The 26,639-nt window shown below is 35.9% G+C and carries 20 protein-coding genes and 1 riboswitch; of the genes, 7 read left to right on the top strand and 13 right to left on the bottom strand.

The features are described from left to right. Positions 1-18: 18 nt before the first annotated feature. The 5 genes from FJA49_RS09235 to FJA49_RS09255 all read right to left on the bottom strand — a co-directional run bounded on the left by FJA49_RS09235 (position 19) and on the right by FJA49_RS09255 (position 4,736). Positions 19-1,017 (bottom strand): homocysteine S-methyltransferase family protein, encoded by a 999-nt coding sequence (locus tag FJA49_RS09235; protein ID WP_140000695.1) that lies wholly within the window; start codon positions 1,015-1,017, stop codon positions 19-21. Positions 1,018-1,179: 162 nt separating this feature from the next. Next, positions 1,180-1,283: riboswitch (SAM riboswitch) on the bottom strand. Between the two features lie 65 nt (positions 1,284-1,348). Then, positions 1,349-1,873, bottom strand: coding sequence for a hypothetical protein (locus FJA49_RS09240; RefSeq protein ID WP_140000696.1), 525 nt, complete (start codon positions 1,871-1,873; stop codon positions 1,349-1,351). Between the two features lie 99 nt (positions 1,874-1,972). After that, positions 1,973-2,395, bottom strand: a complete 423-nt coding sequence (locus FJA49_RS09245; RefSeq protein ID WP_140000697.1) for an OsmC family protein — start codon at positions 2,393-2,395, stop codon at positions 1,973-1,975. A gap of 491 nt (positions 2,396-2,886) precedes the next feature. Continuing rightward, complete coding sequence (locus FJA49_RS09250) at positions 2,887-3,852, bottom strand: T9SS-dependent choice-of-anchor J family protein (protein ID WP_140000698.1); 966 nt, start codon at positions 3,850-3,852, stop codon at positions 2,887-2,889. 278 nt (positions 3,853-4,130) lie between these two features. Further along, positions 4,131-4,736 carry a hypothetical protein gene (locus tag FJA49_RS09255; RefSeq protein ID WP_140000699.1) on the bottom strand — a complete coding sequence of 202 codons (606 nt, stop codon included), beginning with the start codon at positions 4,734-4,736 and terminating at the stop codon, positions 4,131-4,133. Between the two features lie 285 nt (positions 4,737-5,021). On the opposite strand from FJA49_RS09255, the gene metK reads away from it, so the two are divergent. Continuing rightward, on the top strand, positions 5,022-6,272 hold the full coding sequence (gene metK / locus FJA49_RS09260; RefSeq protein ID WP_140000700.1) for a methionine adenosyltransferase: 1,251 nt from the start codon (positions 5,022-5,024) through the stop codon (positions 6,270-6,272). A 51-nt stretch (positions 6,273-6,323) separates the two neighbouring features. On the opposite strand, the gene FJA49_RS09265 is transcribed toward metK, so the two are convergent. From FJA49_RS09265 to FJA49_RS09275, 3 genes are all read right to left on the bottom strand, one after another. Next, the gene (locus FJA49_RS09265; RefSeq protein ID WP_140000701.1) at positions 6,324-8,576 is read right to left on the bottom strand and encodes a hypothetical protein; all 2,253 of its coding nucleotides are present in this window, start codon (positions 8,574-8,576) and stop codon (positions 6,324-6,326) included. Between the two features lie 171 nt (positions 8,577-8,747). After that, a complete protein-coding gene (locus FJA49_RS09270; protein WP_140000702.1) occupies positions 8,748-11,432 on the bottom strand; it encodes a carboxypeptidase-like regulatory domain-containing protein in 2,685 nt (894 codons plus the stop codon). A gap of 34 nt (positions 11,433-11,466) precedes the next feature. Then, on the bottom strand, positions 11,467-12,315 hold the full coding sequence (locus tag FJA49_RS09275; protein WP_140000703.1) for a GLPGLI family protein: 849 nt from the start codon (positions 12,313-12,315) through the stop codon (positions 11,467-11,469). Between the two features lie 122 nt (positions 12,316-12,437). On the opposite strand from FJA49_RS09275, the gene FJA49_RS09280 reads away from it, so the two are divergent. Together FJA49_RS09280 and FJA49_RS09285 are read left to right on the top strand one after the other, a co-directional pair. Next, positions 12,438-14,030: a sensor histidine kinase gene (locus FJA49_RS09280; protein WP_140000704.1), complete on the top strand. Its 1,593-nt coding sequence runs from the start codon at positions 12,438-12,440 to the stop codon at positions 14,028-14,030. Further along, positions 14,023-14,703 (top strand): response regulator transcription factor, encoded by a 681-nt coding sequence (locus tag FJA49_RS09285; protein ID WP_140000705.1) that lies wholly within the window; start codon positions 14,023-14,025, stop codon positions 14,701-14,703. The genes FJA49_RS09280 and FJA49_RS09285 overlap by 8 nt, the downstream gene beginning before the upstream one ends. A 67-nt stretch (positions 14,704-14,770) precedes the next feature. Here the strand turns inward: FJA49_RS09285 and FJA49_RS09290 are convergent, their stop codons facing one another. Further along, the gene (locus FJA49_RS09290; RefSeq protein WP_140000706.1) at positions 14,771-15,700 is read right to left on the bottom strand and encodes a GLPGLI family protein; all 930 of its coding nucleotides are present in this window, start codon (positions 15,698-15,700) and stop codon (positions 14,771-14,773) included. Between the two features lie 152 nt (positions 15,701-15,852). Between FJA49_RS09290 and FJA49_RS09295 the strand changes: the two genes are divergently transcribed. From FJA49_RS09295 to FJA49_RS09310, 4 genes are all read left to right on the top strand, one after another. Beyond that, entirely contained in the window at positions 15,853-16,644 is a 792-nt protein-coding gene (locus FJA49_RS09295; RefSeq protein WP_140000707.1) for a hypothetical protein, read from the top strand. After that, positions 16,644-17,258, top strand: coding sequence for a deoxynucleoside kinase (locus FJA49_RS09300; protein ID WP_140000708.1), 615 nt, complete (start codon positions 16,644-16,646; stop codon positions 17,256-17,258). Before FJA49_RS09295 ends, FJA49_RS09300 begins: the two co-directional genes overlap by 1 nt. A gap of 387 nt (positions 17,259-17,645) precedes the next feature. After that, positions 17,646-19,004: a hypothetical protein gene (locus FJA49_RS09305; protein WP_140000709.1), complete on the top strand. Its 1,359-nt coding sequence runs from the start codon at positions 17,646-17,648 to the stop codon at positions 19,002-19,004. A gap of 11 nt (positions 19,005-19,015) precedes the next feature. Further along, positions 19,016-19,594, top strand: coding sequence for a DUF6705 family protein (locus FJA49_RS09310; RefSeq protein WP_140000710.1), 579 nt, complete (start codon positions 19,016-19,018; stop codon positions 19,592-19,594). Between the two features lie 84 nt (positions 19,595-19,678). Here FJA49_RS09310 and FJA49_RS09315 read toward each other — a convergent pair whose 3' ends face one another. From FJA49_RS09315 to FJA49_RS09330, 4 genes are all read right to left on the bottom strand, one after another. Further along, positions 19,679-22,123, bottom strand: coding sequence for a sodium-translocating pyrophosphatase (locus tag FJA49_RS09315; RefSeq protein ID WP_140000711.1), 2,445 nt, complete (start codon positions 22,121-22,123; stop codon positions 19,679-19,681). Between the two features lie 113 nt (positions 22,124-22,236). Next, positions 22,237-22,767: an inorganic diphosphatase gene (locus FJA49_RS09320; protein WP_140000712.1), complete on the bottom strand. Its 531-nt coding sequence runs from the start codon at positions 22,765-22,767 to the stop codon at positions 22,237-22,239. A gap of 103 nt (positions 22,768-22,870) precedes the next feature. Beyond that, positions 22,871-25,378, bottom strand: coding sequence for a DUF5686 and carboxypeptidase-like regulatory domain-containing protein (locus tag FJA49_RS09325; RefSeq protein WP_140000713.1), 2,508 nt, complete (start codon positions 25,376-25,378; stop codon positions 22,871-22,873). Between the two features lie 135 nt (positions 25,379-25,513). Then, positions 25,514-26,491, bottom strand: coding sequence for a pyruvate dehydrogenase complex E1 component subunit beta (locus FJA49_RS09330; RefSeq protein ID WP_140000714.1), 978 nt, complete (start codon positions 26,489-26,491; stop codon positions 25,514-25,516). Positions 26,492-26,639 lie beyond the last annotated feature (148 nt).

The following is a 26,639-nucleotide window of genomic DNA, read 5'->3' on the forward strand; positions in this document are numbered from 1 at the left end:
TTTTCTTTTTGCTACAATCTAAACTGGTTCTACAATTCTTGGTGAATATTCTTTTGCTACTTCTGCAATGAGGCGAATATGTTCAGGTGTTGTTCCGCAACATCCTCCAATTATATTAATAAGATTGTCTTCAAGATATTCCCTAATCAGATTCTGCATCTCTTCTGCAGTCTGATCGTATTGTCCAAAAGCATTTGGCAGCCCTGCATTAGGATGAGCCGAGATATTGAATGTTGTATTATGTGAAAGTCGTTGTAGATAAGGCTTTAATTGGTCTGCTCCTAAAGCACAATTAAACCCTACACTCAATAAAGGAATGTGAGAAATTGAGATAAGGAATGCTTCTACAGTTTGGCCAGACAGTGTTCTGCCCGAAGCATCTGTTATAGTACCAGAAACCATGACAGGAATATCCAGTTTTCTTTCTTCTTTGACTTCTTCGATTGCAAACAATGCTGCTTTTGCATTCAGGGTGTCAAATATGGTTTCTACCAGTAGTATATCGGAACCCCCATCAATCAGGGCTTCAACCTGCTGCTTGTAGGCAATGCGCAATTCATCAAAGGTTACTGCACGGAAACCGGGATCATTTACATCGGGCGACATGCTTGCTGTTCTGTTGGTCGGACCTATAGAACCTGCTACAAAACGTGGCTTATCGGGATTTTTTGCCGTAAAATCGTCTGCAATTTCTCTAGCCAGCCTGGCCGATTCAAAGTTTAATTCATAAACCAGTTCTTCCAGATGATAATCGGCCATACCAATTGTAGTTCCTGAAAACGTATTGGTTTCAACAATATCAGCACCGGCTTCAAAATATTGGCGGTGTACTTCTTGTATTGCTTTGGGCTGAGTTAACGAAAGGAGATCGTTATTTCCTTTCAACGGATGAGGAAAATCTTTAAATCTTTCACCTCGGAAATCTTCTTCAGAAAAATTATACCGCTGAAGCATGGTTCCCATTGCTCCGTCAAGGATGAGGATTCTTTCTTTGATAGCTTTGTGTATGCCTGACATTTTTTAATACTATTAGATTATTCGAGATTCTGGTGAATCCAGAAGTCCAATGTATTTTTCAAAAATCTATGGTATAGAAAAAACGATTCCAGTCCATAAATGGTTGAAAAATACTATCGATATGTTGTCAGGAAAAGAGAGGGAAAATTGAGGTTTTTCCGTGTGTTATCTATCCATTTATATGGTAGAATGTAGCACCTTCTTTAAAGTTTAAAGGGTTGCTAAGGCTTCACCGGGTCTAATCCCTCCGCCTTTCGTGATAACAATCAATATTTTTAAGAACACTGCAAAGTAATGCAATATGTTTGGTTTTTGCAATAGTCGGTGGAAATTATACCGCTATGCTGAAATTTTGCTTGGCTGCAATCCTTAGAATTTCTTCCAATAATTTTTGGGAAAGATTCTTCTCTTTTGAGTTTACAAAGACAAAATCCTTTTCGGTTTTTTTTATACTGTTATTTAGTGCCATTTTAAAATCTGCTGAAAACGCTTGTACTCTTGGATTGGCACTAATGATATCAAAATCGTTTTGGAGCAGGTCGAAATAGTCTGGAAGAATATCTTCTGTGTTTGATGTGTCGACAGCGATAAGGTTTTCGAGTTCATTTTCTTGGACAAAATTGATGATGTCTTCCACTTTGAAAGGAACGGCAAACTGGATAAAATTGGCCTCCCAAGAATTCCTTACTGTTGGCTTTTCAAAAAAAGCAACGGTGGAATTTGTAATTACGGGTAATCTCAAATCGAAATTCCTGTTTTCAAGAAGCGGTTCCTGATTAGAAAGTATTTCAGTTATCAGGGAACTTCCTATCTCTTCAATTCCAAAGAGTATGATATTTATTTTTTTAACGGACATGATTTTGGAGATTTTAAATTAAAAGAACTGCTTTTGACTGGCGATCAAAAGCAGTCTTTCAACAAACAAACAAATAAAACAAACTAAACAAATATGGCTTTATGCCGCATAATTATATTCTTTGTATAAAATCAGCTCGACCGGCGTGGAATTGACCAGATTGTCATAAACCGGACTTTTTTGCTGTACTAATTGTAACCATTTTTGAAGTACCGAAAGCGAGGCGTCAGTTGTTGGCTTTAATACGATTTCGATTTTATTGAAACCTACTCTTTCTTCCAGACTTGCTTCTCCTGTTATTTCTACTTGTAATGATTTCAGGTTTATACCTAATTCTGCAGCAACCTGCTGGCTCACTGCATTTACGCATCCTGCAAATCCTGCAAGGATATATTCGAATGGACTTGGCCCTTCTAATTCCGGGAATTTTTCATTCCTACTTATTCTGACATCAGAATTCTGTGTCTTTACTACGAATTGCTCATTATTTCTTGAGTATCCTAAAACATTTATTGTTTTCATATTTTTATTTTTTTAGATTGATAATTGAGATTTAAATAAAAAAGTCCTTTTGGACGGCTTACCAAAAGGACTTATCACTTGAATATATAAAGAGATTATGTCGTTCGCTTTTGGCAATGGAGTTTAAGGCGGCAATACATCCACATATGTTTTTTACAGAAAATCGTTGTTATCGTGTTCATTTTTTATTTTGTATTTCTCAAAAGAATTTTTTTCAAAAAAAAAGCCTCTGTATTCAACAGAGGCTTTTGCTATATATTTTAAATAAACTTAAAATTTGGCAATAGTACCCTCTGCGGAAATTTTCCACATCTTACAGTACGTATGACAAATAATAGTTCTCATTTTTATTTCTTTTTGATGGTACAAACTTCAGAACTATTTTTGAATTGACAATGCCTAAAATAAAAATTTAACATTTATTTTATTTTGAAACAAAAAAACACCTGCTTTTAAAAGCAGGCGTTTTCTCAAAAATAACTGATTGATAGTTAGTTTTTTATAATCTTAGAAGATCCTGACCCTAAATCTGTCTGAACATTTAAGAAATACATTCCTGATGTTAAGTCGGCAATGTTAACCTGGGTTTCATGGACACCATCTCTAGCAAGAGTTTTCACTACTCTACCATTTAGATCCGTAACTTGAATTGAATTGATAGCTGTATTATTCTTGCTATTCACATTAATAATTCCAGTTGTTGGATTTGGATAGATTGAAAAGTTATTTGCTAAGAAGTCGTTTGTGCTTAATGTTCTGTCAACAGAAAAAGTATCAATTCCAATAATATCAGAATTTGATCCTTCAGGCCCACCATTTGTCACAAAATACCTAAAGGCAAACTTAACTGCTGTTGCACCTGACAAACCACTTACTGTAAAACTATATTTGGTCCATGTTTTAGGATAAACAAAACCAGTTGCTAATGTTGGATTAACTGTAACTCCAACTGTTGTAAATGACCCTACATCTGTTGCTCCTCCGCTTGGGTTTGTATGTGTTGCAGCCGTACTCATTCTGAGTTCTAACCTATCAGCATAATCATTTGCCCCATCAGTACCTTTTCTGGTATAAAAACTCACGACATCACCATTTGCAACTGTTATAGCCGGTGTTATTAGCCAATTGCTAATATTTCCCGAACCAACATAATCGTCTTCTTCCGGGTCAAAAACCCCAGTACTTGCATAGTTAACAACCGCAAAAGAGTTTACTCCACCTGTCTGGCCTTGAGGTGAAGTGCCACCAAAAATTGCCTGATTAGCTGGCAATGGAACGTCATAGTCTGCATTTCCCCAAACTACTGTTGTAGCGGGATTACTTTGATTAGTTCTTGACCAACCTGCTGCATCCATGGCCTGATCAGTTCCATCAAAACCAAAACCAAATACAACTTGTCCGTTAGCTGAACCTAATGCAGCCGACAAAAAGAGAATTGAAAGTAACGTTTTTTTCATAAGTATATTAATTAAAATTAGATAAAGTTCACTTCAAGCATCAGAAAACAAAAAAAAGCCTACTTAAAAAAAGTAGGCTTTTTTCAAGTATAAAGTTTTCATTGTTTAGCCTCTTACAAGCAAAAGCATCTTTATAAAAGTTTAGTTAATACATAGGCAATATAACAAAAAAATGTTTATTTCACAAAACTTAATTAATTTCAAACAATCCTTGCCATTACTTTCGGAATGTTAGATTCTGCCACTTATGTTATAAAGCAGAATTAACGGGTGTTCCGTTAAAAAGTATAAATATAAATTGAATAGTTTATCGTCATGACAGCATTAGTAGGGCCACCACACATTGAAAAATCAGTCATAATATAATTTATTTCTAAAAAATACCCTCCATTTGTCAATGGTGAAGAGGCGTATAATGAGGCTATCTGATTTTTATATTTACAAGCTACATGCGAATAAACTGTATTTGCTTTAGTAGAAGTTATTTGTGGATATATATCACTGGTATTGATAATCTGGGCTAAATTTATATTATCTGAAGACGAACTCACTAATGTTCGTGTTAGCGGTCTTTGCATTTGATCCCTAACCAATCCGTTAACTCCGTAAAAAATATGGGGCACTAGTTCTTCTGTAAAATTTTTATAACTAGGGCTTCCTCCTATTGAGAACGTGTTTAATGGATTGACAAAAGGATCATTATGAGTCAATGTACAAATAGATGTATTCAAAAATTCTTCCGAAAGTTCGTCTATTTGCGAACAGCTCAATGCAGATTTCTGAATATCATTACTATTCTTCATTAATATTTTATTCTGTGAGCCATTGGCAACAGTAGTATCATCTTCTTTAGTACAAGAAAACATAAAAGGTAACAAAAGCATTAAAAGTATTTTTTTCATGGTTTTTTAATTTAAAGTGTTATACATATTTCAAATATAAACTTTTTTGAAAGATTTATCGTACAATAAGAGTTTTGTTTCTCTCTTTCCTTATTTTGTCAATTAAATATGCTTTTATACCTTTGCAGTCAAATCGAGAAGAGGAAAAATTTGTACTGATTGCAACCTCTGATGCTTAACGATTAAGTATCATAAAAATGCTAAAGCAGAAAACTCTTCTTTAGCCTTTCCCTGCAATTTTTCCGATTCCTAAAAACATAAAAAAACATGGCTTATTTATTTACGTCAGAATCTGTGAGTGAGGGACATCCAGATAAAATTGCTGATCAAATTTCAGATGCACTAATTGATAATTTTTTGGCTTTTGATGCCGATTCAAAAGTGGCTTGCGAAACTTTGGTTACTACTGGACAGGTTATTCTGGCGGGAGAAGTTAAATCAAAAACATATTTAGATGTACAGCAAATAGCCCGTGATGTCATCAAAAAAATAGGGTACACAAAAAGCGAGTATATGTTCGAAGCAAATTCTTGTGGTGTATTATCTGCTATTCATGAGCAATCTCAAGATATCAACCAAGGTGTTGACCGTGCCAGCAAAGAAGATCAAGGTGCTGGTGACCAGGGAATGATGTTTGGTTATGCGACAAACGAAACAGAAGATTTTATGCCTCTTGCATTGAATCTTTCTCATAAATTATTGCAGGAATTAGCTGTTTTGCGTCGCGAGAATAACGAAATCAAATACCTTCGTCCAGATGCCAAGTCGCAAGTTACTTTGGAATATGACGACAACAACAAACCTGTACGTATTGATGCTATTGTAATTTCTACTCAGCACGATGATTTTGACGACGAGACGAACATGCTTGCTAAAATCAAGAAAGACCTGATTGAAATCTTAATCCCAAGAATTATCAAAAACAACCCGCACTATGCGCACTTGTTCAATGATTCGATTCAATACCACATTAATCCAACTGGAAAGTTTGTAATTGGTGGTCCACACGGTGATACCGGATTGACAGGAAGAAAAATTATTGTTGATACTTACGGTGGAAAAGGTGCTCACGGTGGTGGTGCTTTTTCTGGAAAAGATCCGAGTAAAGTAGATAGAAGTGCTGCTTATGCAACACGTCATATTGCTAAAAACTTAGTAGCTGCTGGTGTAGCTGAAGAAATTTTAGTTCAGGTTTCTTATGCTATTGGAGTTGCTAAGCCAATGGGAATTTATATCAATACTTATGGCACTTCAAAAGTAAATCTTACTGATGGAGAGATTGCTAAAAAAGTAGAAGAGTTATTCGATATGAGACCGTATTTCATTGAACAAAGATTGAAATTAAGAAATCCTATTTATAGCGAGACTGCAGCTTACGGACACATGGGAAGAAAACCAGAAACCGTGACTAAAACTTTCAAAACTCCAAACGGAGAAGAGAAAACAGTTACAGTTGAACTATTCACTTGGGAAAAGCTTGATTTTGTTGATAAAGTTAAAGCCGCTTTTGTAATATAACCATTAGCCCTGGTATAAAAAAACCATCCTTTTCAGGATGGTTTTTTATTTTTAATAGGTTCCATTTTTCATTTTTTCAAGAACAGCTTCCATTTCGGCCTTTGTTTCTTCTCCTATTATATCAGAAAATTTTAATGCCAGTTCCTGTGTTCTTATTGCTTTTTGCTTCTCACCATTTTTGTAATATAGCTGAGCCAGAGTATCTAAATAATACGGGCTGTTTTTTTCAATCCTTAAACTGGATTCAGACCATTGAATTGCCTTTTTAATAGATTCCGGATCCTTCCCTTTTTTAACCACAAACCAGGCTGCTTCGTTAGAAGCATTAGAAAAAGAGTACTTAAAGCTTGTCCAGTCGCTATACGAATAATCCGTTTTATTCTGAGAAGAAGTGTATAGATCATCTAAAATTTCGATTTCGTTTTTGCCTCCTTTGAATGCTTCCTTGAAGAAAGCGTCATATTCAGTTACAAACGGATTTTCTTTATTCTGAGCTTCAGCAATTGTTTGCAAAAGTCTTAAATATCCTAGAGTCGTAGTATAGTCCTGAGGTTTTTTTGCGATTACTTTTTTATAAACATCCATTACCCTATTTCTGTATTTCTCATCAGTATTCTCTCCAATTTGAGAAATACCACCAGAAATGGCTAATGGCAGTTGCGTTTCTATTGTTGGGGTATAATCCGCATAATAATCTGCCGCATCTCCTTGTTTGGATGTCTTTTTTTGTTCTTCAAGAATCGCATCATAATGTTTCAACAGATAATCAATGGCTTTAAAGTTGGTTTCATCAAACGGTCTTTCCTCATTATAAATTTTATAATAAAATCCTCTGTTTTGCACTTCGGCTAATGCAATTTTCACAAAATCCATGTCTGGCGTTTTATCTTTTGCATGGCTATTGACAATTCTATCCCAGGCAGAAAGCAGTTTCTTTTTATCAAAATTTACTTTCGTATAGGCTGTTTGATTTTCATAATTTGGATATTCTTCTATGGTATCTACCTTCACTGGCGAAGGCGGTTCCTCAGAACCAACAGCCACTTTTACTGGCGGTTCAATAGACCAGCTATACAGATTCTCATCTGAAAGCGGCAACAGTTTCTTTACGATTTCAGAATCTTTCGCTTTTTTGGAATCCAAAACCTTATTCAGGTCCACCATTGCTTTTACATACTTCAGCTTTTCCCCTATCGAACCATAATAGACATCAAAAAGGCCGGCATTTTCTGGTAAACTTCCTTCAGTCTGGCTCAAGATATTTCCATCCGCATCCATAACTAGGGTTGTGGATTTAAACATTACATTCTTTTTCGCCCAAGACTCGTCTTTTACCGTTGCTAAATAATAATTATACTTGTCATAATCTGCAACCTGCCCATAAGAACTATAGCTTCCTATATTGTATTCCTGATTTTGTATGAATACATCAAAAAAGTTCTTCGCATTTTTATTATCCGGATCATACGAAACCACCAAAAATTTCTGTGGTGAGCTTTTAGTTGCCTCTAATGCTTTCTTCAGGTTGTCCTGTACCGCCAATTTAAAATTTGATACTGTTGCTACAGCCGTACTGTCTACAGCACCATAACCATAAATATCTGGTTTGCCTGGAAAAGTCCAATTCTTTTTATTTATCGTTTCTATTGGTTTTTCTTTAGTTTCCGTTACTTCTGGTTTTTGTCCTTTCACAAAAGTCAATGGATTCTTATTATTTTCAGAAACTATCAATTCGTTTTTTTCATTAATATAGCCCTTAAGGTCTACTTTCGATAAATAATTAGGCGTGTATTCAATTTTGATTTCATTGATATTTCTTGGCAGGGCATACTTATATAGGGATGTTTCTCCGTTATAATCTTCTCTTGCCAGATAAAGATATTCTGCCTTATTGATTTCAAAGTTCGCTTCCTCATCATCAGCTTTTAACTCACCTATCAACTCAGAAACAATCTTATAATCCGGCTCTGCTTTGCCTGACTGGGTACCAATATATATTCCTGAATAATAAACCGAAGTTCCCTTTATATTTACCTTGATTTTCCCTGAACTTGGATTGGCGTCTGAAGAAAAAACAACTCCAAAATCAGGCCCACTCGAATAATTGTTTTTGAAATGCAACGTATCATTCTTAACTTCATAATCCCCATAAAAGAGAACAAATTCATATTGGTTATTATCAAGCAGCTTCAGTTTGATGTACTGTCCAAACGTAGTGGAAGTATAGGTCGCTTTTTCAAATTTGTTCTGTGAATAAGCAAATGCAGAAAGGAACAATAATAATCCCAGAGTGTAGTTCTTCATATTTGGCTTTTTAATTGATTTGTCTTACAAATTTAATTGATTTTTTCAGCAAATCTACCTCTTACCAAAAATAGAAGATTATATTTCAGTCTGGCTATATATCTGGCATAGGAGTAACTAACTCAAAACTCCCAACTGCCTTAAGCTTATAGCCTGACTGAAATTGTATTTTTATAAATTGTATTTTAATGTCAGTATCAGATATCTTGGCTGAACTCTATACTGTGATGTAGTAGTACGATATTGGTTAAAACTGTCATCATTCAGTGATCTGGTGTTTAATAAGTTTGTTGCCCCGATTTTATATTCAAACTTGCTGTCTTTCTTTTGGTAAATCAGGCTGGCATTTAGAAAATCATATTCGTTTTCTACTGTCTTGCTGCTGTTATAATAGTGATAGAATTCATATTCCGCCACAAAAGAAAAACTATCCAGGAAATAATAATCTACTTTAGCAAATGGCCTGTCGGTAAAGAATTTTGAGCCTGCATAATCATTGATTACAAAATTATATCCCACTTCAAGATTAGGCAAGTCTCTATAGTTTGTCGAGGCTTTTAGTGTATAATTCTGCATGATACTTTCCTGTGTTCTTACATTTCCGTTCTGGATGTTATTAAATTTCGACCAGTTGAATCCAATACCCGCTGAAGCTTTATAATATCTCAAGAAAGAACGTCCATAGGCACCATTGGCAGCAATCGTTTCGTCAGCCAGATTTGAATTATAGGGAGCCAACGTTTGGTTTACATTATCAAAAACGATTCTGCTTTTCACGGCATCGGTTACTTTGCTGTATGAGATGTTCGCAAAGATGTTTTCCAAATTATACATACTGTATTTAAAGTATCTCAAGGAATGTGATTGTGAAGTTGAATTTTCAAGGAATCTGTTTCCATTGTACAAACTGCTGTAGCCTGAAAGCACATTGCCCATTGCCAGATTGTTGATGTCTGTAAAATTATTTGTCAGTGCAAAAGTGTATGTCAGCGTTTCTGATTTCTTAATCTGATACAGGGCATAAAAATCTGGTAGTATCTTGGAAAAATTTTGTTTGTAGTTTGTCCCTAACTGTGCATTATCCATAGTGTAATAGTGCGTGCTGAATCCCGGAGTAAAAGTGAATTTTCCTGTCAGGAATTTATAATGCAGTCCTAAAAAAGCATCATTAAAATCATAGCTTACTTTGTTATTGTTTTCTGGTGCCTCAAGATTGTTCTTATTGCCATTGTCCAAAATTTGGAAAATGCTCGAATTGAAATTCTGATGCGAATTGGTATTTCCTAAAGTCACATTGATGTTGCTTTTTGGCGTAACCATATAGTAATAATCTAGTTTTGCATCAAGTTTATTGGTTTTTACAAAACGGCTTTGGTTTAAATTATTTCTATCCTGATTTTCCACATAACCCGACAAGGCAAAAGGCTGAGTCATTAAATTGGCATTATAAAAAGGATCTTCGTCCTGATAAAGATGCTGCATTTCAAAGGCAAAAACATTTTTATCATTTGCCGTATAATACAAACTTGCATTTTGATTTATTGAGGTTGGATTCTGTTTTTTCTTTGTATAGATATCTTCTGCAGAAGTAACATCATTGACCGTGAACTCCCTTAATAAATTATTATTCTCATCCTGTTTTGACTGTTTCATCAAGACATCATAGTCAAACTGCAGTTTTGTGTTGGGCTTATAGCTCGAACTAAACTTAAACAATCCCAGATTGCTTTTCTGGTGTGCTATTTCTTCGTTTTTCTGCCTCACGCCAGTTTCAAGAATGGTACTTCTGGATCGGGTTTCTAAATCTGTTTCAGAGGAAGAAAGAATTGCGAAACCGCTCAGGCTCCATTTTTTAGTGACATTATACGAAAAGTTGGTCGCTCCAAATTTAGTTTCAATTTCTTTTGCTCTGTTGTTTCTTAGCATGGCTATGCCCAAATCATTTGACGAAACGTTAAAAGAGCTTCCTCCTTTTTGCATCATGCCCCTAAAACCACCGGTGAATTTAAAATAGTCTTGTATGGTTAGTGGTAATTCTCCTATATTATTGAAATTGGAAATGAGGTTGATACTGTATTTTGGGTTGTAATAAAACAGCTTCGGATTTACAATATAACGGCTGTCTTCATGTCCAATACCTATTCCTGCACTCATGTCACCAAACCAGAAATTCTTTTTCCCGTCTTTCAGTTTGATGTTCATTGCCACATTTTCTTCATTGTTTTCAAGACCTTTCAATGCCCCAATTTCATTGTAATTTCGCAATACCTGAACTTTATCAATAGCATCTGCAGGAATGTTTTTCACTCCCAATTTTGTATCCCCATCAAAAAAGTCCTTGCCTTCTACCATCAGTTTCTGAACTTTCTTCCCTTCAACCTCAATTTGGCCATCGGCATTTACTTCAACTCCAGGGAGTTTTTTCAAAACATCTTCCAACTTCCTTTCGGTGCCCGTTTTAAAAGAATCAGCATTATAGACAATGGTATCGCCTTTTATGGAAACCGGCATTTCCTGTACAATTTCTACCTGATCCAAATCAACTCCTTGTTCCAATACAAGTGTCTGAACCATGTTTTCAGATTGTGTCTGCACATCTACTTCCTTTGCCTGATAACCAATATAGCTAACCTTTATCTTGTAAACAGTATTGGCTTTGAGCGACAATTGGAATCTTCCCTTATCGTCTGTAATGGCATAGGAATCCATTGCTTTTGTAGACTGATTAACAGCCATGACATTAGCCATTTCCAAACCAACAGCATTCGCATCAGCTACAATACCTGAAAAACGTATATTCTGGGAATATCCTGAAATGGAAAGGAATAGAAATGTAAGGAATAGTATTTTTTTCATATTGTAAGAGAAATTGGATGTGTAAAACTAATGATTAATTGCCTAAATTAATATGGATGTTGCCCTTCGAATCCTTCATACTTTCCATTTGCTTTTCAATTAGTGCTTCATATTCCTTTTTTGTTACTTTTTTTCCTTTTTTTGGCATTTTGATCACCACCTTATCTTTTGGATTCAATACAATTTTAGAGCATAATATTACTGTTTTCGCATCGTTTACTTCCATGATTAGACCCGGCAATCCCCAATATTCACCCGGACCATGACTTACCGGAATTTCTGGTGCATACCAAACCGTTATCGTTCTGTCTTTAGGTTCGTTTACAGTAAACAATACTGTTTTGCTTTCACTTTTTTTATTCTTCATTTTTTCATAAGCCTCTAAGTCTTCTTTAGAGACAGGAATTACACCTATAGCCTTATAGCAGGTAAAGTTTCCTATCTTTTTAGTCTCGTCCACCAGCTTCCAATCCCATTTTGGTAAAGAATCTGACACTAGAAATTCTTTTCCAAAAAAGTCTTCTTCAGAAAGCACAGTTTTATCTTTTATATTTTTATACGATTTGCCATCCCCTGATGAACTGGTATTCACGACTACCATTTTTGCTCCTGACGAACCGCTTGGAGATTCCAATCTTTGTGGTTCTTCATAAACCGATTCCGTTTTATTAAAACTCAATTCATAGGTTTTTTCAAAACCTTTTTTCAATTTTTCTTCAAGTGAGGCTTGCAGATCAGGAGTCATGTTTGAGCCACTTATCTGTATATCATTCATTATTGTTTTTGTCTGGTATGTTGCCCGTCCGGTAAATTCCTGGGCCTGCATCAGTTGGAAAGAAAAAAGGGTTGCTACTATTGCTGCAGTAATTGCTGATTTTATCATGTTCGTTGGTTTTTTTTAATTAATGATACAAAGTAAACCACATGAAATCTTATTTTCAGTTAACCAACGTTAACGATTGTTAACGGCATTTTTTCAATGCTTTTTGTTTATACTTTTGAAAAATGAAATCAAAGAATTATAAATACATTTTATTTTTTATTTCCGTAACCATCATTGCAACAATCAGTTTGCAGATTTACTGGAATATAAAAAACTATGCTGAAAATAAGCAACGACTCATTAATGATGTACAGATTGCTTTTGACAATAGCGTAGAGCATTATTATGCAGAAGATGTAAAAACCGACTTCATGACTTTTGTTGGAAATGATTCTATCAAGGACCCTAATTTTGTACAGAATATTATTTCCGACTCCGTTTTTATCAAGGCACTTACACACAAAAAAATAAAACCTGCGGAAAGGGTAATTGCGTCAAGCACTTTCACTGAAGATGATTCGCCAAAAATGACTACTGTCATAAAAATCAACAATTCCAGAAATGCATCAAAACAAGAAATCAACTTTATAGATTCTCCAAAACCTGAAAGCCCAAAAACGATAAAAGGCAAAACCACCGAAATGCATAGGAAGCCTTTTGGACTAGGGCCCGGAAAGCTTTCTGAAGTAAAAGTTCTTACAGGAAGACGGGCCATGGATAGCGTCTCAAAAATCCAAAGTTTTACCAATAAAATCCTTATTTCGCTGACCCGCGATTCAATTGAATTTGATAAAGTAAGCAAAACTCTGGACAAAGAATTGGCACGAAAAGACATCACTATCCAATACGGAATGCAGCATCTAAAAACAGATACCGTATTTCAGAATTACCACTTGGACAAAAACAGTCATTTTCCTTTGAGTACAACTTCTAATTCTACATTTCTTCCTCCAAGCCAGAAGTTGAAACTACTATTTTCAAATCCGGTAGTAGAGATTTTAAAACGCAGTATGGTAGAAATCATTCTTTCTTTTCTTCTCTCATTATCAATAATTGGCTGTCTATTTTATTTATTAAAAACAATCAATAAACAGAAAAAAGTAGATGAAATTAAAAATGACCTTATCAGTAATATCACCCATGAATTCAAGACGCCAATTACAACGGTTGCTACTGCTATTGAAGGTATCCGGAATTTTAATGCGGTAAACGACACTGAAAAGACGAATCGTTATCTTGACATTTCAAACCAGCAACTAAAAAAGCTGGAAATTATGGTAGAAAAGCTTTTAGAAACAGCCACTTTAGACACGGATAAACTCTTGCTTCATAAAGAGCCAACCAACATCGTTTCAACCATACGGAATCTTGTAGAAAAGCACAAGGTGATTCATCCTGAAAAAAACATGTCCTTCCATTCTAATATGGAGCAGCTTATTGTTGAAATTGATCCTTTCTATTTTGAAAATACGCTTTCCAACCTGATTGATAATGCCTTTAAATACGGAGGTAACATAATTGATGTCCATTTAAAATATGCTGCCAATACTCTTGAAATTATGGTACAGGACAATGGTCAGGGAATCGAAAAAGACCAGAGAGAAAAGATTTTTGACAAGTTTTACCGAATCCCAAAAGGAAACAGGCATGATGTAAAAGGATTTGGAATAGGGCTTTATTATTCTAAAAAAATCATAGAAAAACATGGCGGCACATTAGAATTGCTTTCAAGCCAGGAACTGACTATTTTTAAAATAAAATTATCTGATGTCTAGCAAAATAAAAATCATACTGGCAGAAGATGAGCCTGCCCTCGCCCAAATCATAAAAGAGAGTCTGGAAACACGGAATTTCGAAGTCTTTTCATGTAAAAATGGAGAAGAGGCTTTTGAAGCTTTTTCTAAAGAAAAACCAGAGCTTTTAGTATTGGATGTTATGATGCCAAAAAAGGATGGGTTTACGCTGGCTAAGGAAATCCGAAAACTGGACAAAAAAACACCCATCATTTTTCTTACTGCAAAATCGCAGACACAAGATGTGGTTGATGGTTTCCAACTAGGAGGAAATGATTATTTGAAAAAGCCGTTTAGTATGGAGGAATTAATTGTCCGCATCCATGCGCTTTTAGGCAGAATCCAATTAGAAAAAAACGATGAGAATATCAGTATAGGCAATTATATTTTCAACCAAACCAAACAGACTCTTGATTATTTAGGCAACATACAATTCCTTACACACAGGGAAGCCTCACTGCTTCATCTTTTAATAGAAAATAAGAACGACATATTAGACCGTTCTCTTGTTTTAAAAAAAATCTGGGGAGATGATGATTTTTTTAACGGCCGGAGTATGGATGTTTTCATTACAAAATTGAGAAAAAAACTTAGCCTTGACCCAAACATCCAGATTATAAATGTTCGAAGCCAAGGCTATAAATTGATTACATAATCACTGTACATAAAAAAAACATAGACTGCAATCACAGCCTATGTTTTTTTAAACGTTTTTTATAAAATTAATTTCCTATTCTGATTCCCTGTCTGCCGCCGCCTCTTCTAAATTGTTCTTGCATTTCTTCCATTTTTGCAGTTACAATTTCATCATATTCTTTTTGCGTAACAACTTTGCCTTTTGATGGCGCCTTGATTGCGGCTTTTTCCTTTGAATTAAGCACAATTTTCGAACATAAGATTACCGTTTTGTCATCGCTGACTTCCAGAATCAGTCCCGGCAATCCCCAGTAACCTTCCGGCCCTTGATTGACAGGAATTTCCGGCGCATACCAAGCCGTAACATTCACTTCTTTTGGCATTTCAAAGTCATCCATGAAATTGGTTTTCTTATCTTCCGTTTTTTCCGGTTTTTTGTCTTTTGCTTCTTTTGTCTCTTCTTGTTTTTTCTGTCTGAAGTTTCTAAAATCCGAACGGGCAACTTGTTTTACTGCAGTAGCTTTATAACATGTATAACCGCCAATCTGCTTGGTTTCGCCTTCTAGCTTCCATTGCAGTTTTGGCAACGTATCTTTTACCAGAAACTCTTTCCCCATAAATTCTTTATCGACAGAGAATGTCTTTTCTTTTACATTTTTATAGTAAGTGCCTCCGCCTCCCATCATGGAAGACATCATTCGGAATCCACCATTATTTTGACCCGGAGCATCTAATCTCTCATCTTCCTTATAGATTGAAGCAGCCTTATCGAAATTTAGAATAAACGTTTTCTCCAGCATTTTCTTCATCCTTTCTTCAATAGACTTCTGCATTTCCGGTGTTATTTCTCTATTCCCGGAAAATCTTGATTTCATATCAGGCGTGCTCGTTTTAGATTCATAGACTGCCATTCCTTGAAATTCCTGAGTTCCCATAGCAGAAGTTCCTTGTTGTTTTTGAGCATAAGAGTTGGAAATTGAAACCAACATCATTAAAAAAATCAGGTGTTTTTTCATAAAACAAAATTTAGTATACAAATATGACGGATTTGGACAATATTTGCTACAAAGCTTTTGTTAAATAATTTTAACCTTGCCATTTGAACACAATATTAAATATTTGTATAAAGACCAACATCTGAAAGGATATTCGTAAATTGGCACCTACTATGAGAAAAATTATTTTTATAGCCCTGATTCTTATTCCCGTATTGGCATTCTCACAGCAGCCAAGCATTATCCCTTTTTTTTCTAATGCAGAAAAATGGGAAACGGGACAGTATATCGGAAAAGACAACTTCGGGAATTTCTATTCTATCAACCAGAATGAATTTAAGAAGACCAGTCCGAATCATGTGTATTTTTACAAAAATGTTTCCTTAGGCAAAATTCACCAGGTCGATCTGCAAAATCCTTTACAGCTGGTTCTGTTTTACAAACAGTTTACAACAGTTGTTTTACTGGATAATCAGCTGAATGAAACCGCAAGAATTAATTTTTCTGAGCTGCAAACGCCCTTAAATCCGGAAGCTGTGAGCCTTGCATCGCAAAACAGATTGTGGGTATATGATATGCTGAGCCAAAAATTAGGATTGTTTGATATCCAGAAAAGCACTTTTCAATCAATAACTCCATCTTTTAAAGAAAACGTAAAATTCTATCAATCAGATTACAACTATTTTTACTGGATCGACACTAAGCAAAACTTGTATGTTTCGAATCTGTTTGGGAAAGTGAATTTTCTTGGGCATGTTCCCGATTACAATCAGTTGCAGGTTGTTTCTCCAAAACAAATTTTGATGAAAATCGATAATGGATTGTTTCTCTATAATTTAGAAGACGAGTCGTTATCGCCAATCCAATTAAAAGAAAAAAGCTTCAGTCATTTTTCTTTTAAAGACCAAATTTTATCTATTTTTACCGAAAACGAAATCAGTCAATATAAAATCACATTACCGTAATGCACATAGCAGTAGCAGGAAATATTGGAGCCGGAAAAACAACACTAACACGATTGTTAGCAAAACATTTTAAATGGGAACCGCACTTTGAAGACGTAGTAGACAACCCTTATCTTGATGATTTTTACCATCAGATGGAACGTTGGTCGTTCAACCTTCAGATTTATTTCTTGAATAGCCGTTTCAGACAGGTACTTCAGATACGCGAAAGCGGAAAAAACATCATTCAGGACAGAACGATTTATGAAGATGCGCATATTTTCGCTCCCAATCTGCATGCCATGGGATTGATGACCAATCGTGATTTCAACAACTACAAATCGCTTTTCGAATTGATGGAATCATTGGTAGAAGGTCCGGACTTGCTAATCTATCTGAGAAGTTCTATTCCGAATCTGGTGAACCAAATCCATAAGCGTGGTAGAGAATACGAAAACTCTATTTCTATCGATTACCTTAGTCGTTTGAATGAAAGATATGAAGCTTGGATCCAAAGCTATACTAATGGAAAGCTTCTGATTATTGATGTTGACAATATCAATTTTGTAGACAATCCAGAAGACTTAGGGGGTATCATTAACCGAATCAATGCCGAAATTAACGGATTATTTTAATCTTTGAGTTAGCCCTAAAATATGCTGATACAAAATCGACTTATTTAAAAGACCGAGACAAAATCATAGAGAAAGCCTACACTAAAAGTGTAGGCTTTTTTATTTACATATCTTTTTTTAAATAACAGAAAAAATAGAAAACCATTATTATTGAAAAACCTTTAAGCGATTGGATTATTCTATCTAAAATAAAAACCTACTATATCTTTATTGTTTCTTAGATTAAAATTAGTGTGGAAAATTCGTTTCAATATTACAGTCATCGACAATTTAACACAATTATGGGATTTTTTTAAATATTTTGTGTTATTAATTAATTTTTGTTGTTTTTTTATTTATTTTTGATTTTAGCTACCACCAAACAGATTAAGTAAAAACCATAAATATATGAAACAACAACTTGAACCCTCCCTTTATATCCTGATTTGCGGGATATTCTTATTTCTAGGTTGCCAGACTGATCAAATTCCTATTCCAGAAAACAAACAGCAGAATAGCGAGCAGATAACAAATGTGTCCTTTTCGACATTCAAAAGACTTACAGGACTTGCCGATTTCAAAACCACTTTTAAGCTTCCAGAAAACAGTGAGGATTTTGTGGCACTACGCTCCAGTGAAGGCAATGCTCCCGATGATTTTATTGTGGATACTGACCATATTACCCAGACAGTAGCTTATGGAAAAACAGCATATTCATTCCGGATAACTCCCAAAGAAGGAGAAAAAGAAGATCGCCGGTTTTATTTAATCGTATATGATAAAAAAGGAAATTGGCTAGACATGATTATAGAGTCTACTTTTTCTATTGATGCTGCCGGTAACCCGAAAGAAACAGGATATAAAGAAATCTATGCCAGTGCTGGACGAGGAACGGGCTGTGGCACGATTTTCACATGGGTTATTAACTGCAACGGCAGGGGCAAATGTGCTGATGGTACCTGTGATCTTTGCTCACAATGTCTCAAAACAAGCAGCGAAAGAGTCTGTGGCAAAGATGAAGAGGGTCATGATGATGGTGGATTCACCAAACCTATACAACCAGGAGACGGTGGAGGTGGTGCTCCGAATCCTGAGGACGAAGTAATCGTTGCTCTTCCCATACTCCAAAACCCTAAAAAAGAATGCAATAAGGTTAAAAAACTGGCAGAAGATGTACTTTTCAGGCAGAAAATGAATAACTTGTTACAGGCAACTGAATATAGGTTTGAAAAAATTTTTACAGCTTATGAAAACCCTGATCTAAATTCACAACCTCCCAGCCTGTTTAAATTTATCGAAATGAATGGAACTATAAGTAAACCTCAGGTTGAATACGGTTATTTTAATACGCTGTTAGGAACAATGCACAGCCATTATAATAGCTTATTATCAGTATATAGTGTTGATGACCTTGTTGATATATATCAAAAATTAAAAGACCCAGGGATTACGGATGATTTTTTCAGCGGACTAGTGACAAAATCTGGCACTAGATATTTGATGACTATTGCTGACAGAACTCAATTTATAGCCTTTGGAAATAAACATTTATCAACAGAAAATGGAAAACAAAAATTGATTCTTAAATATATAGAAAAATATAATATAAGTACATCTAACAGTGCTTTGGAAAATGAAAAAGGTTTTTTGAAAATGGCAACTGAATTAAATATGGGGACTGCTTTATTTTCAGGAAATTCAGATTTTACCCAATGGAAAAGATTAGATTACGCAAACAACCAAGTGATTTCTACAACATGCAACTAAAAAAACATATTATGAAAAATATATTTCTGATTCTGATGCTTATTACATCTTTCCTTTCTCAGGCACAAATTGTTGATATTAAAAATTTGGATTCACAATCGGATCTGCCATCTGGAAGCTACATTAAAGATATTAACGGAGATTTTGATAAGTTTGTGGGTACTTGGGTATGGGTCGATGCCGGAAAAAGTGTAACTTTCAAACTTCAAAAGATTACACGTTATCTTGATTCTGAATATAATAATTATAGTGACTTTATGATTGGCGACTATAGCTATAGTTCTAATGGTAGAGTTATAGTCAATACGATAAGTCAGAATTCAGATCCCAATCCGGATCTACATCCCATGTATTCATGCTGCCCATATGAAACTCAGATTATGTTTAGCTTTAAGGATGTGCGACTTCGTAAAGATGAATGCAGAGCGTTTTTTGAATTTTTGCCAGGCAGTACGACCCAAATGAAACTTACCTTAAAAAACAATGAAGGTCCAAGGGGTACATTAGTACCAGAAGGAGGCTCGCTTGATATCACACAATCCAATCCTAGTTTTATAATCCCTAATGATATAATACTGACTAAGCAATGAAATACTTTATTTAGTTCAGACTTCGTAATACTAAAACATAAAAAAAGCCTTCCAATTTGGAAGGCTTTTTCTTTTTTATAAAGCTTATTTCTTTTTGTAGGCTTCAATCTTTGCAGCTACTTCTGCTTCGGTTCCTTCAAAAACCTCAACGGCTTCAGCTGAATCTGTAACAGTTGTAACAGTAGCTTTTACTTTACCGTCGGCATCTTTTACAGATTCAATCCTGATTTCCTTTGTTGATTGTTTTACTTCAGGTGCCGGTGTCGTTTCATCAAGAACGATTTCAATTCCTTCAAGATCATCAATTACAGGTTTTGCATCATGGCTACCCAAGATAGGAGCGATTACCAAACCAATTAAACACGTAAGCTTAATCAGAATGTTCATAGAAGGCCCAGATGTATCTTTAAATGGATCTCCAACCGTATCACCCGTTACTGCCGCTTTATGCGCATCAGAGCCTTTATATGTCATTTCTCCGTTAATCATGACGCCTGCTTCGAATGATTTTTTGGCATTATCCCAAGCACCACCTGCATTATTCTGGAAAACCGCCCATAATACTCCGGAAACGGTAACTCCAGCCATATATCCACCAAGCATTTCTGCAATTAGTTGATTGTTTTCAGGATAAACCAATTTTCCTAAAAGAACAATCGCAATTGGAAATCCTATAGTCAATATTCCCGGAAGCATCATTTCTCTTAAGGCAGCTTTTGTCGAAATGTCCACACATTTTGCATATTCCGGCTTTCCTGTTCCTTCCATAATTCCTGGAATCTCACGAAACTGTCTTCTTACTTCGTATACCATATCCATCGCTGCTTTTCCAACGGAGTTCATTGCCAATGCAGAGAACACAACAGGAATCATACCTCCAACAAAAAGCATCGCCAGAACGGGAGCTTTAAAGATGTTAATTCCGTCAATTCCTGTAAAGGTTACGTAAGCCGCAAATAAAGCTAATGATGTTAAGGCCGCTGAAGCAATAGCAAAACCTTTTCCGGTAGCCGCAGTCGTATTTCCTACTGAGTCCAAAATATCGGTACGCTGACGTACTTCTTTTGGCAATTCGCTCATTTCAGCGATTCCTCCAGCGTTATCTGAAATAGGACCAAAAGCATCAATTGCCAGCTGCATTGCTGTTGTTGCCATCATAGCAGAAGCTGCCAAAGCAACTCCATAAAAACCTGCAAAAGCATAAGAAGCCCAAATTGCAGAAGCAAACAACAATACGGTTGGGAATGTAGAGACCATACCTGTTGCCAAACCGGCAATAATATTTGTTCCTGCTCCTGTACTAGATTTCTGTACGATAGCCAGGATTGGCTTTTTACCTAATCCTGTATAATATTCGGTAACGGAAGAAATTACAGCTCCTACGAACAATCCGACCAAAGTCGCATAAAAAACTCTCATAGAAGAAATTTCATGGTAACCTTCACCATAGAATTTCATTTTCATTGTTGCTGGAAGCATCCATGTAACTAAAAAGAAACATGCTACAGCAATCAATGCGATAGAAACCCAGTTACCAACGTTTAGTGCGCCTTGAACCTGAGCTTCTTTTGCGTCATTGCTTTTAATTTTAACCAGCATTGTACCGATGATTGAAATAATGATTCCAACACCAGCTATTGCCATTGGCAGAAGTATAGGGCCTATTCCTCCGAATTTATCACCCGTAATGATTCCGCCCATATCTTTGATTACGTAATTTCCTAAAACCATTGCCGCTAAAACGGTTGCTACATACGATCCGAACAAGTCGGCTCCCATACCTGCAACGTCTCCAACGTTATCTCCTACGTTATCGGCAATTGTGGCTGGATTTCTTGGATCATCTTCCGGAATACCGGCTTCTACCTTTCCTACCAAATCCGCTCCAACGTCGGCAGCTTTTGTATAAATTCCACCACCTACACGGGCAAACAAAGCAATCGATTCTGCTCCAAGAGAGAATCCTGCCAAAGTTTCGAGTAAGATGGTCATTAATTCATTTGCAGTCCTTGTTTCTCCATCATAGATTCCTTCAACCCATTGTCCGTTCATAAAGAAATGGAAAAAGAAAATGAAAAAAGCGGTAAGACCTAAAACAGCAAGACCTGCAACGCCAAGTCCCATTACCGTTCCACCGCCAAAAGATATTTTTAATGCTTGTGGCAAACTCGTACGAGCTGCCTGTGTCGTTCTGACATTTGTTTTTGTAGCAATCTTCATTCCCATGTTTCCTGCCAGAGCAGAAAATACAGCCCCAAAAATAAACGCAATCACTATAGATAAGTGAGTAGTAGCTCCGGGTAAAAATGTGATTGCCGCTAATGCGATACTAGCGCCAATAACGAAAAAAGTTAATAATTTGTATTCTGCTTTAAGAAAGGCTAAAGCTCCCTCGTAGATGTATTCTGAAATTTCTTTCATCTTTCCATCTCCAGGATCTTGTTTTAAAACCCAAGATCTTTTAATCGCCATAAAAAGAAGTCCGACTACAGCGAGTATTGCCGGCACATAAATCATTATTGACTCCATATTAAAGTTTGTTGGTTTTGGTTAATAAGTGTAAATGTAACGAAACCAACATAAATAAAAAAGCAATATTCTTTATTGAATATTGCTTTTTTAATAATTTTTTAGGAATTCGATTATCTAATGCTAAATAATTCTTCCGGTCTGTTTTCTAAAGATTCAAAACGATCAACGCATTTTTCGATGATTTCTTTTGCTTCATTTACATCACCCCATCCTTCTACATCAACTTTTTTCTGCTCCAAATCTTTATATACCTGGAAGAAATGCTCGATTTCTTTCAACATATGCGGATTCATATCGCTCAAGTCATTCAATTTATTCCAAATTGGGTCAGAAACCGGAACACAGATAATTTTTTCGTCTGGTCCTTTTTCATCTGCCATGTGGAAAACACCGATTGGTTTTACTTCCATTACACAACCAGGGAAAGTAGGCTCTGTAACCAACACTAATACATCCAATGGATCACCATCTAATGCTAAAGTTTCTGGAATGAATCCGTAATCTGCTGGATACATCATCGAAGAAAATAGCATTCTGTCGTAGCGTATTTTTTTCAGTTTGAAATCGTATTCGTATTTATTTCTGCTTCCTTTTGGTATTTCGATCAATACATCAAAAGATTTTTGCTTAGCTGCACTCATATTCTAAATTTGTTTCTCTTATATTTTAGCGGGTGCAAAAATAAGCATTAAGATACATTGAAACAATAAAAACGCATACAAACAATTTAAAAATAAGGATTTCTTAAAAATAGAATCCAAAAGATGCCTTTACGGTAAATTTATTGGCATCAGGAAGGTTCAGATAGTTACCTCTCCAGGCAAAATCAACACGCAATACTTTGAAAATGTTGCCAATTCCTGCATGGTATTCCCAATATACATCTTCTGGTGCTCTGTAAGGTATAGCTGTTTGAGCATTTATTGCTCTGTTTGCATCTGAAATTGTTCCATATACTCCTTTGACTCCGATAATTTCTCTCCAGTTCAACTTGCGAAGGAAAGGAACTCTGGCAAATAACCTTCCATTGAAGTTGTGTTCAAAATGGAGCGAAACATATTCGTCGGCCATAAACTCATAATAGTTCATGAGATTATAGGTATTGTCAATGATAAAGAACGACTGGTTTCCTGGCACGACGCCCATCAATCCAAGAGGAACTGTTCCAAAAATCTTTCCTGCCTCTAAAGTGGTAAAAAGTCTTCCAAAGCCTCCTACCAATAGTGGCTGTCTGTAATAAAACTGTACTTTCTCATAATCGAAATCGCTTCCGAAAATTCCTTTTATCCCTTGACTAAAACTCAGATACAGTCGGGCAAAATTTGAATCTACATTGGTACGTTCCACACCAAATCCGATTGGCCTTCTACCTGGCATATAATCAATCGAAGCATTGAATTCATATTGCTTGACTTCGCTTTCTATGACACCTTGCGGAGTTTGCAAATCCGGCAAAACTTTATAATAATCCAAACTGAATGTGCTTGGCGATGCTGATTTTAAGGTCCTATAAGACATTCCTGCCTGGAATACCAGGTTTTTCAAAGGTTCGACCTCAGCAGAAAAATTAGTCAGGTTGACCGAGGTCAGCTTGCTGTTATCTCCACTTGCAAATAAGGAAGACGAGGCAAAGCTCCTTCCTAAAAGATCGTTAGAAGTCGTAAGACTAACGCCAATCTGTTCGATATCACGCCGGTTTCCTCCTGAAATTATAAATCGGTTATTCTTATCCAGTAATACTTTTCCGGAAATACCATATTTGAACTGGTTGTCTTTAAATCCATAAGCGGTATATCCCTGAATACGCCATGTATCGTTTGGCCCAAAATAGGTCCTACCTCCTGTCCTGACTCGGATTCCTTCTACATCGTTATATCCGAATGTGGAGAAGATGGGCCCGTAATCAAAATGATCCATTTCGATGTAACCACTTCCCAATATGGAGACGAGATTGTAAAGCCTTTTGAATTTCTTGACCGTCTTAAGTGTATCTAGCATCTTATAGACACCTTTTTCATCCTTGTTCAGGCTTTCAAAACGGTTTTCGTTCCAATATTCATCCGTTTTGGCATAGATTTCCGGGTCATAGAAGTTGACATCTTCTTTATAGAACTTATCTTCTTTTTTGATATCGAATTTATGATTTCTGAAAAGTGTCGTTCGTTTTCCATATACTCCTCTGGATTTATCTTTTTTAGAAAAAGCAAAATCAGACATCATATGGTCTCTTGTAAGCAGAAAGACAGAGTCATTCAGTACTTCAAATTCCTGCTCGATGTAGATTTCCTTAACCCAGTTGATATTGGCACCACGGCTTGCTGTAAGATTGATTTTCTTGATGGCAAATGTGGTATCGTTTACCCAGAAATCTCCTTTAAAAGTAAGTTCGTTTTTTCTTCTAGGATAAAACACGATGTTATAGCACCATTTCTTATCAATATAAGTACTGTCATGCAGTACATAATTATAGACATTGATTCCGGTTCTTGATAGCGGGCTCACGAAATCTTTATCAAAAAATTTCAGGTAGTTATCGTAGATATCATATTCCGCATACAAATCTTTTATAAAAGCGATGAGCTGCTGGTTATTGCTAAATCCGGAGTTTTTATTGGCTTTAGTAATTTCTTTCAGCTTTCCGTTGGTATTGTCACCATATACCTGGCTTAAAGCTTCATTAATAAAGATAGGCAAGTATGATTTTCCTGTCACATCTGAAGTATCGACTTGTTCAAAAACAAATTCCATTCCTCTAAACAGTTTGCTTTTCATCAAGGCACTGTCAATTGTATTCAGGTCAAATTCAACTTTTTCGTACTTGTCATACTGGTATTGCTTGAATTGGCGCAATCCATTTTTCTTTTTGCGTGCCCAGATTTTCCTAAGGATATCGATAGCTGGATTATTCTTTTTTGAAGTCTTTCCGGTATAAATAACGACTTCATTCAGCATTTTTCCAGCACCCAGATTAATTTCCATATTGTAGGTTACCGCTTTATCAATTGGAACTTCTTTCGGTTCCATCCCCACAAATGTTACCACTATGGCACTCTGAGTTGATTTGGATTCCAAATAAAATTTTCCTTCTTCGTTGGTGATAATTCCTTCTGTGGTTCCTTTGAAAACTACGTTCGCATAAGGAAGCGGTTGCTTGAACTCATCATAAACAACTCCGCTTACTTTAGTTTGGGCGTTCAGGAAGTTTATACAAAAAAAGAAGAAGCTTAGGCTTACAAATATTTTCTTAGTCATATTGTGCTGCAAAAAAAAACTTCATCAGAATCAGTCTGATGAAGTTCCAAATATAATCAATTTGATTATTTGATTTCTTGATATTCCGATTTTTTGATTATTCGGAAAATCTGGTATCTAAAAGGATAGGAAAACCTATCTATACATTACTTTTTTTACTGCTTTAACAACATCGTCCGCATTTGGCAACCATTCTTTAAGCAATGTCGGAGAATATGGAGCTGGCGTATCAGCAGTTGTGATTCTCTGGATTGGTGCATCCAGGTAATCAAAAGCTCTTTCCTGAACGATGTAAGTAATCTCAGAAGCCACACTTGCAAATGGCCAAGCTTCTTCCAATACTACCAATCTGTTTGTTTTTTTAACCGATTTTAAAATTGTATCGTGATCCATTGGACGAACTGTCCTTAAGTCGATGATTTCACAAGAGATTCCGTCTTTCTGCAATTCTTCAGCTGCAGCATACGCTTCTTTGATGATTTTTCCGAAAGAAACGATAGTTACATCCGCTCCTTCTCTTTTGATCTCAGCAACACCTAGCGGAATTGTATATTCTCCTTCTGGAACTTCTCCTTTGTCACCATACATCTGCTCAGACTCCATGAAAATTACCGGGTCATTATCACGAATTGCCGATTTCAACAATCCTTTTGCATCATAAGGGTTTGATGGAACAACCACTTTCAATCCCGGAGTGTTAGCAAACCAGTTTTCAAAAGCCTGTGAGTGCGTTGCAGCTAACTGTCCAGCTGAAGCTGTAGGTCCTCTGAAAACCATCGGCATTGGAAATTGTCCAGCCGACATCTGACGCATTTTAGCGGCATTGTTGATGATCTGATCAATCCCTACCAACGAAAAGTTAAATGTCATGAACTCTACAATCGGACGGTTACCGTTCATTGCAGAACCTACTGCAATACCTGCAAAACCAAGCTCAGCAATCGGAGTGTCGATTACTCTTTTTGGTCCAAACTCGTCCAACATTCCTTTTGAGGCCTTGTAAGCACCGTTGTATTCGGCAACTTCTTCACCCATTAAATATATAGATTCATCACGACGCATTTCTTCACTCATCGCCTCGCAGATTGCTTCTCTAAACTGGATTGTTCTCATATTATGTTTTATTATCTTCTTAAAATTGAAAGGCAAAAATAATTATTTTAAACTACTAAATCGAATAAATTATAATAATCAATTACTAATTGTTGTTTTCTGGTTGTACAGTTTTTCCACGAAAACGATATAGTCTGCTTTATTAACC

The sequence above is a fragment of the Flavobacterium microcysteis genome, from assembly GCF_006385255.1.
Classification (GTDB): domain Bacteria; phylum Bacteroidota; class Bacteroidia; order Flavobacteriales; family Flavobacteriaceae; genus Flavobacterium; species Flavobacterium microcysteis.

What these genes read in the sequence shown, in the direction of transcription:
- FJA49_RS09235 (WP_140000695.1), bottom strand. Translation starts at nt 1,017, where the DNA reads ATGTCAGGCATACACAAAGCTATCAAAGAAAGAATCCTCATCCTTGAC.
- FJA49_RS09240 (WP_140000696.1), bottom strand. Translation starts at nt 1,873, where the DNA reads ATGTCCGTTAAAAAAATAAATATCATACTCTTTGGAATTGAAGAGATA.
- FJA49_RS09245 (WP_140000697.1), bottom strand. Translation starts at nt 2,395, where the DNA reads ATGAAAACAATAAATGTTTTAGGATACTCAAGAAATAATGAGCAATTC.
- FJA49_RS09250 (WP_140000698.1), bottom strand. Translation starts at nt 3,852, where the DNA reads ATGAAAAAAACGTTACTTTCAATTCTCTTTTTGTCGGCTGCATTAGGT.
- FJA49_RS09255 (WP_140000699.1), bottom strand. Translation starts at nt 4,736, where the DNA reads ATGCTTTTGTTACCTTTTATGTTTTCTTGTACTAAAGAAGATGATACT.
- metK (WP_140000700.1), top strand. Translation starts at nt 5,022, where the DNA reads ATGGCTTATTTATTTACGTCAGAATCTGTGAGTGAGGGACATCCAGAT.
- FJA49_RS09265 (WP_140000701.1), bottom strand. Translation starts at nt 8,576, where the DNA reads ATGAAGAACTACACTCTGGGATTATTATTGTTCCTTTCTGCATTTGCT.
- FJA49_RS09270 (WP_140000702.1), bottom strand. Translation starts at nt 11,432, where the DNA reads ATGAAAAAAATACTATTCCTTACATTTCTATTCCTTTCCATTTCAGGA.
- FJA49_RS09275 (WP_140000703.1), bottom strand. Translation starts at nt 12,315, where the DNA reads ATGATAAAATCAGCAATTACTGCAGCAATAGTAGCAACCCTTTTTTCT.
- FJA49_RS09280 (WP_140000704.1), top strand. Translation starts at nt 12,438, where the DNA reads ATGAAATCAAAGAATTATAAATACATTTTATTTTTTATTTCCGTAACC.
- FJA49_RS09285 (WP_140000705.1), top strand. Translation starts at nt 14,023, where the DNA reads ATGTCTAGCAAAATAAAAATCATACTGGCAGAAGATGAGCCTGCCCTC.
- FJA49_RS09290 (WP_140000706.1), bottom strand. Translation starts at nt 15,700, where the DNA reads ATGAAAAAACACCTGATTTTTTTAATGATGTTGGTTTCAATTTCCAAC.
- FJA49_RS09295 (WP_140000707.1), top strand. Translation starts at nt 15,853, where the DNA reads ATGAGAAAAATTATTTTTATAGCCCTGATTCTTATTCCCGTATTGGCA.
- FJA49_RS09300 (WP_140000708.1), top strand. Translation starts at nt 16,644, where the DNA reads ATGCACATAGCAGTAGCAGGAAATATTGGAGCCGGAAAAACAACACTA.
- FJA49_RS09305 (WP_140000709.1), top strand. Translation starts at nt 17,646, where the DNA reads ATGAAACAACAACTTGAACCCTCCCTTTATATCCTGATTTGCGGGATA.
- FJA49_RS09310 (WP_140000710.1), top strand. Translation starts at nt 19,016, where the DNA reads ATGAAAAATATATTTCTGATTCTGATGCTTATTACATCTTTCCTTTCT.
- FJA49_RS09315 (WP_140000711.1), bottom strand. Translation starts at nt 22,123, where the DNA reads ATGGAGTCAATAATGATTTATGTGCCGGCAATACTCGCTGTAGTCGGA.
- FJA49_RS09320 (WP_140000712.1), bottom strand. Translation starts at nt 22,767, where the DNA reads ATGAGTGCAGCTAAGCAAAAATCTTTTGATGTATTGATCGAAATACCA.
- FJA49_RS09325 (WP_140000713.1), bottom strand. Translation starts at nt 25,378, where the DNA reads ATGACTAAGAAAATATTTGTAAGCCTAAGCTTCTTCTTTTTTTGTATA.
- FJA49_RS09330 (WP_140000714.1), bottom strand. Translation starts at nt 26,491, where the DNA reads ATGAGAACAATCCAGTTTAGAGAAGCAATCTGCGAGGCGATGAGTGAA.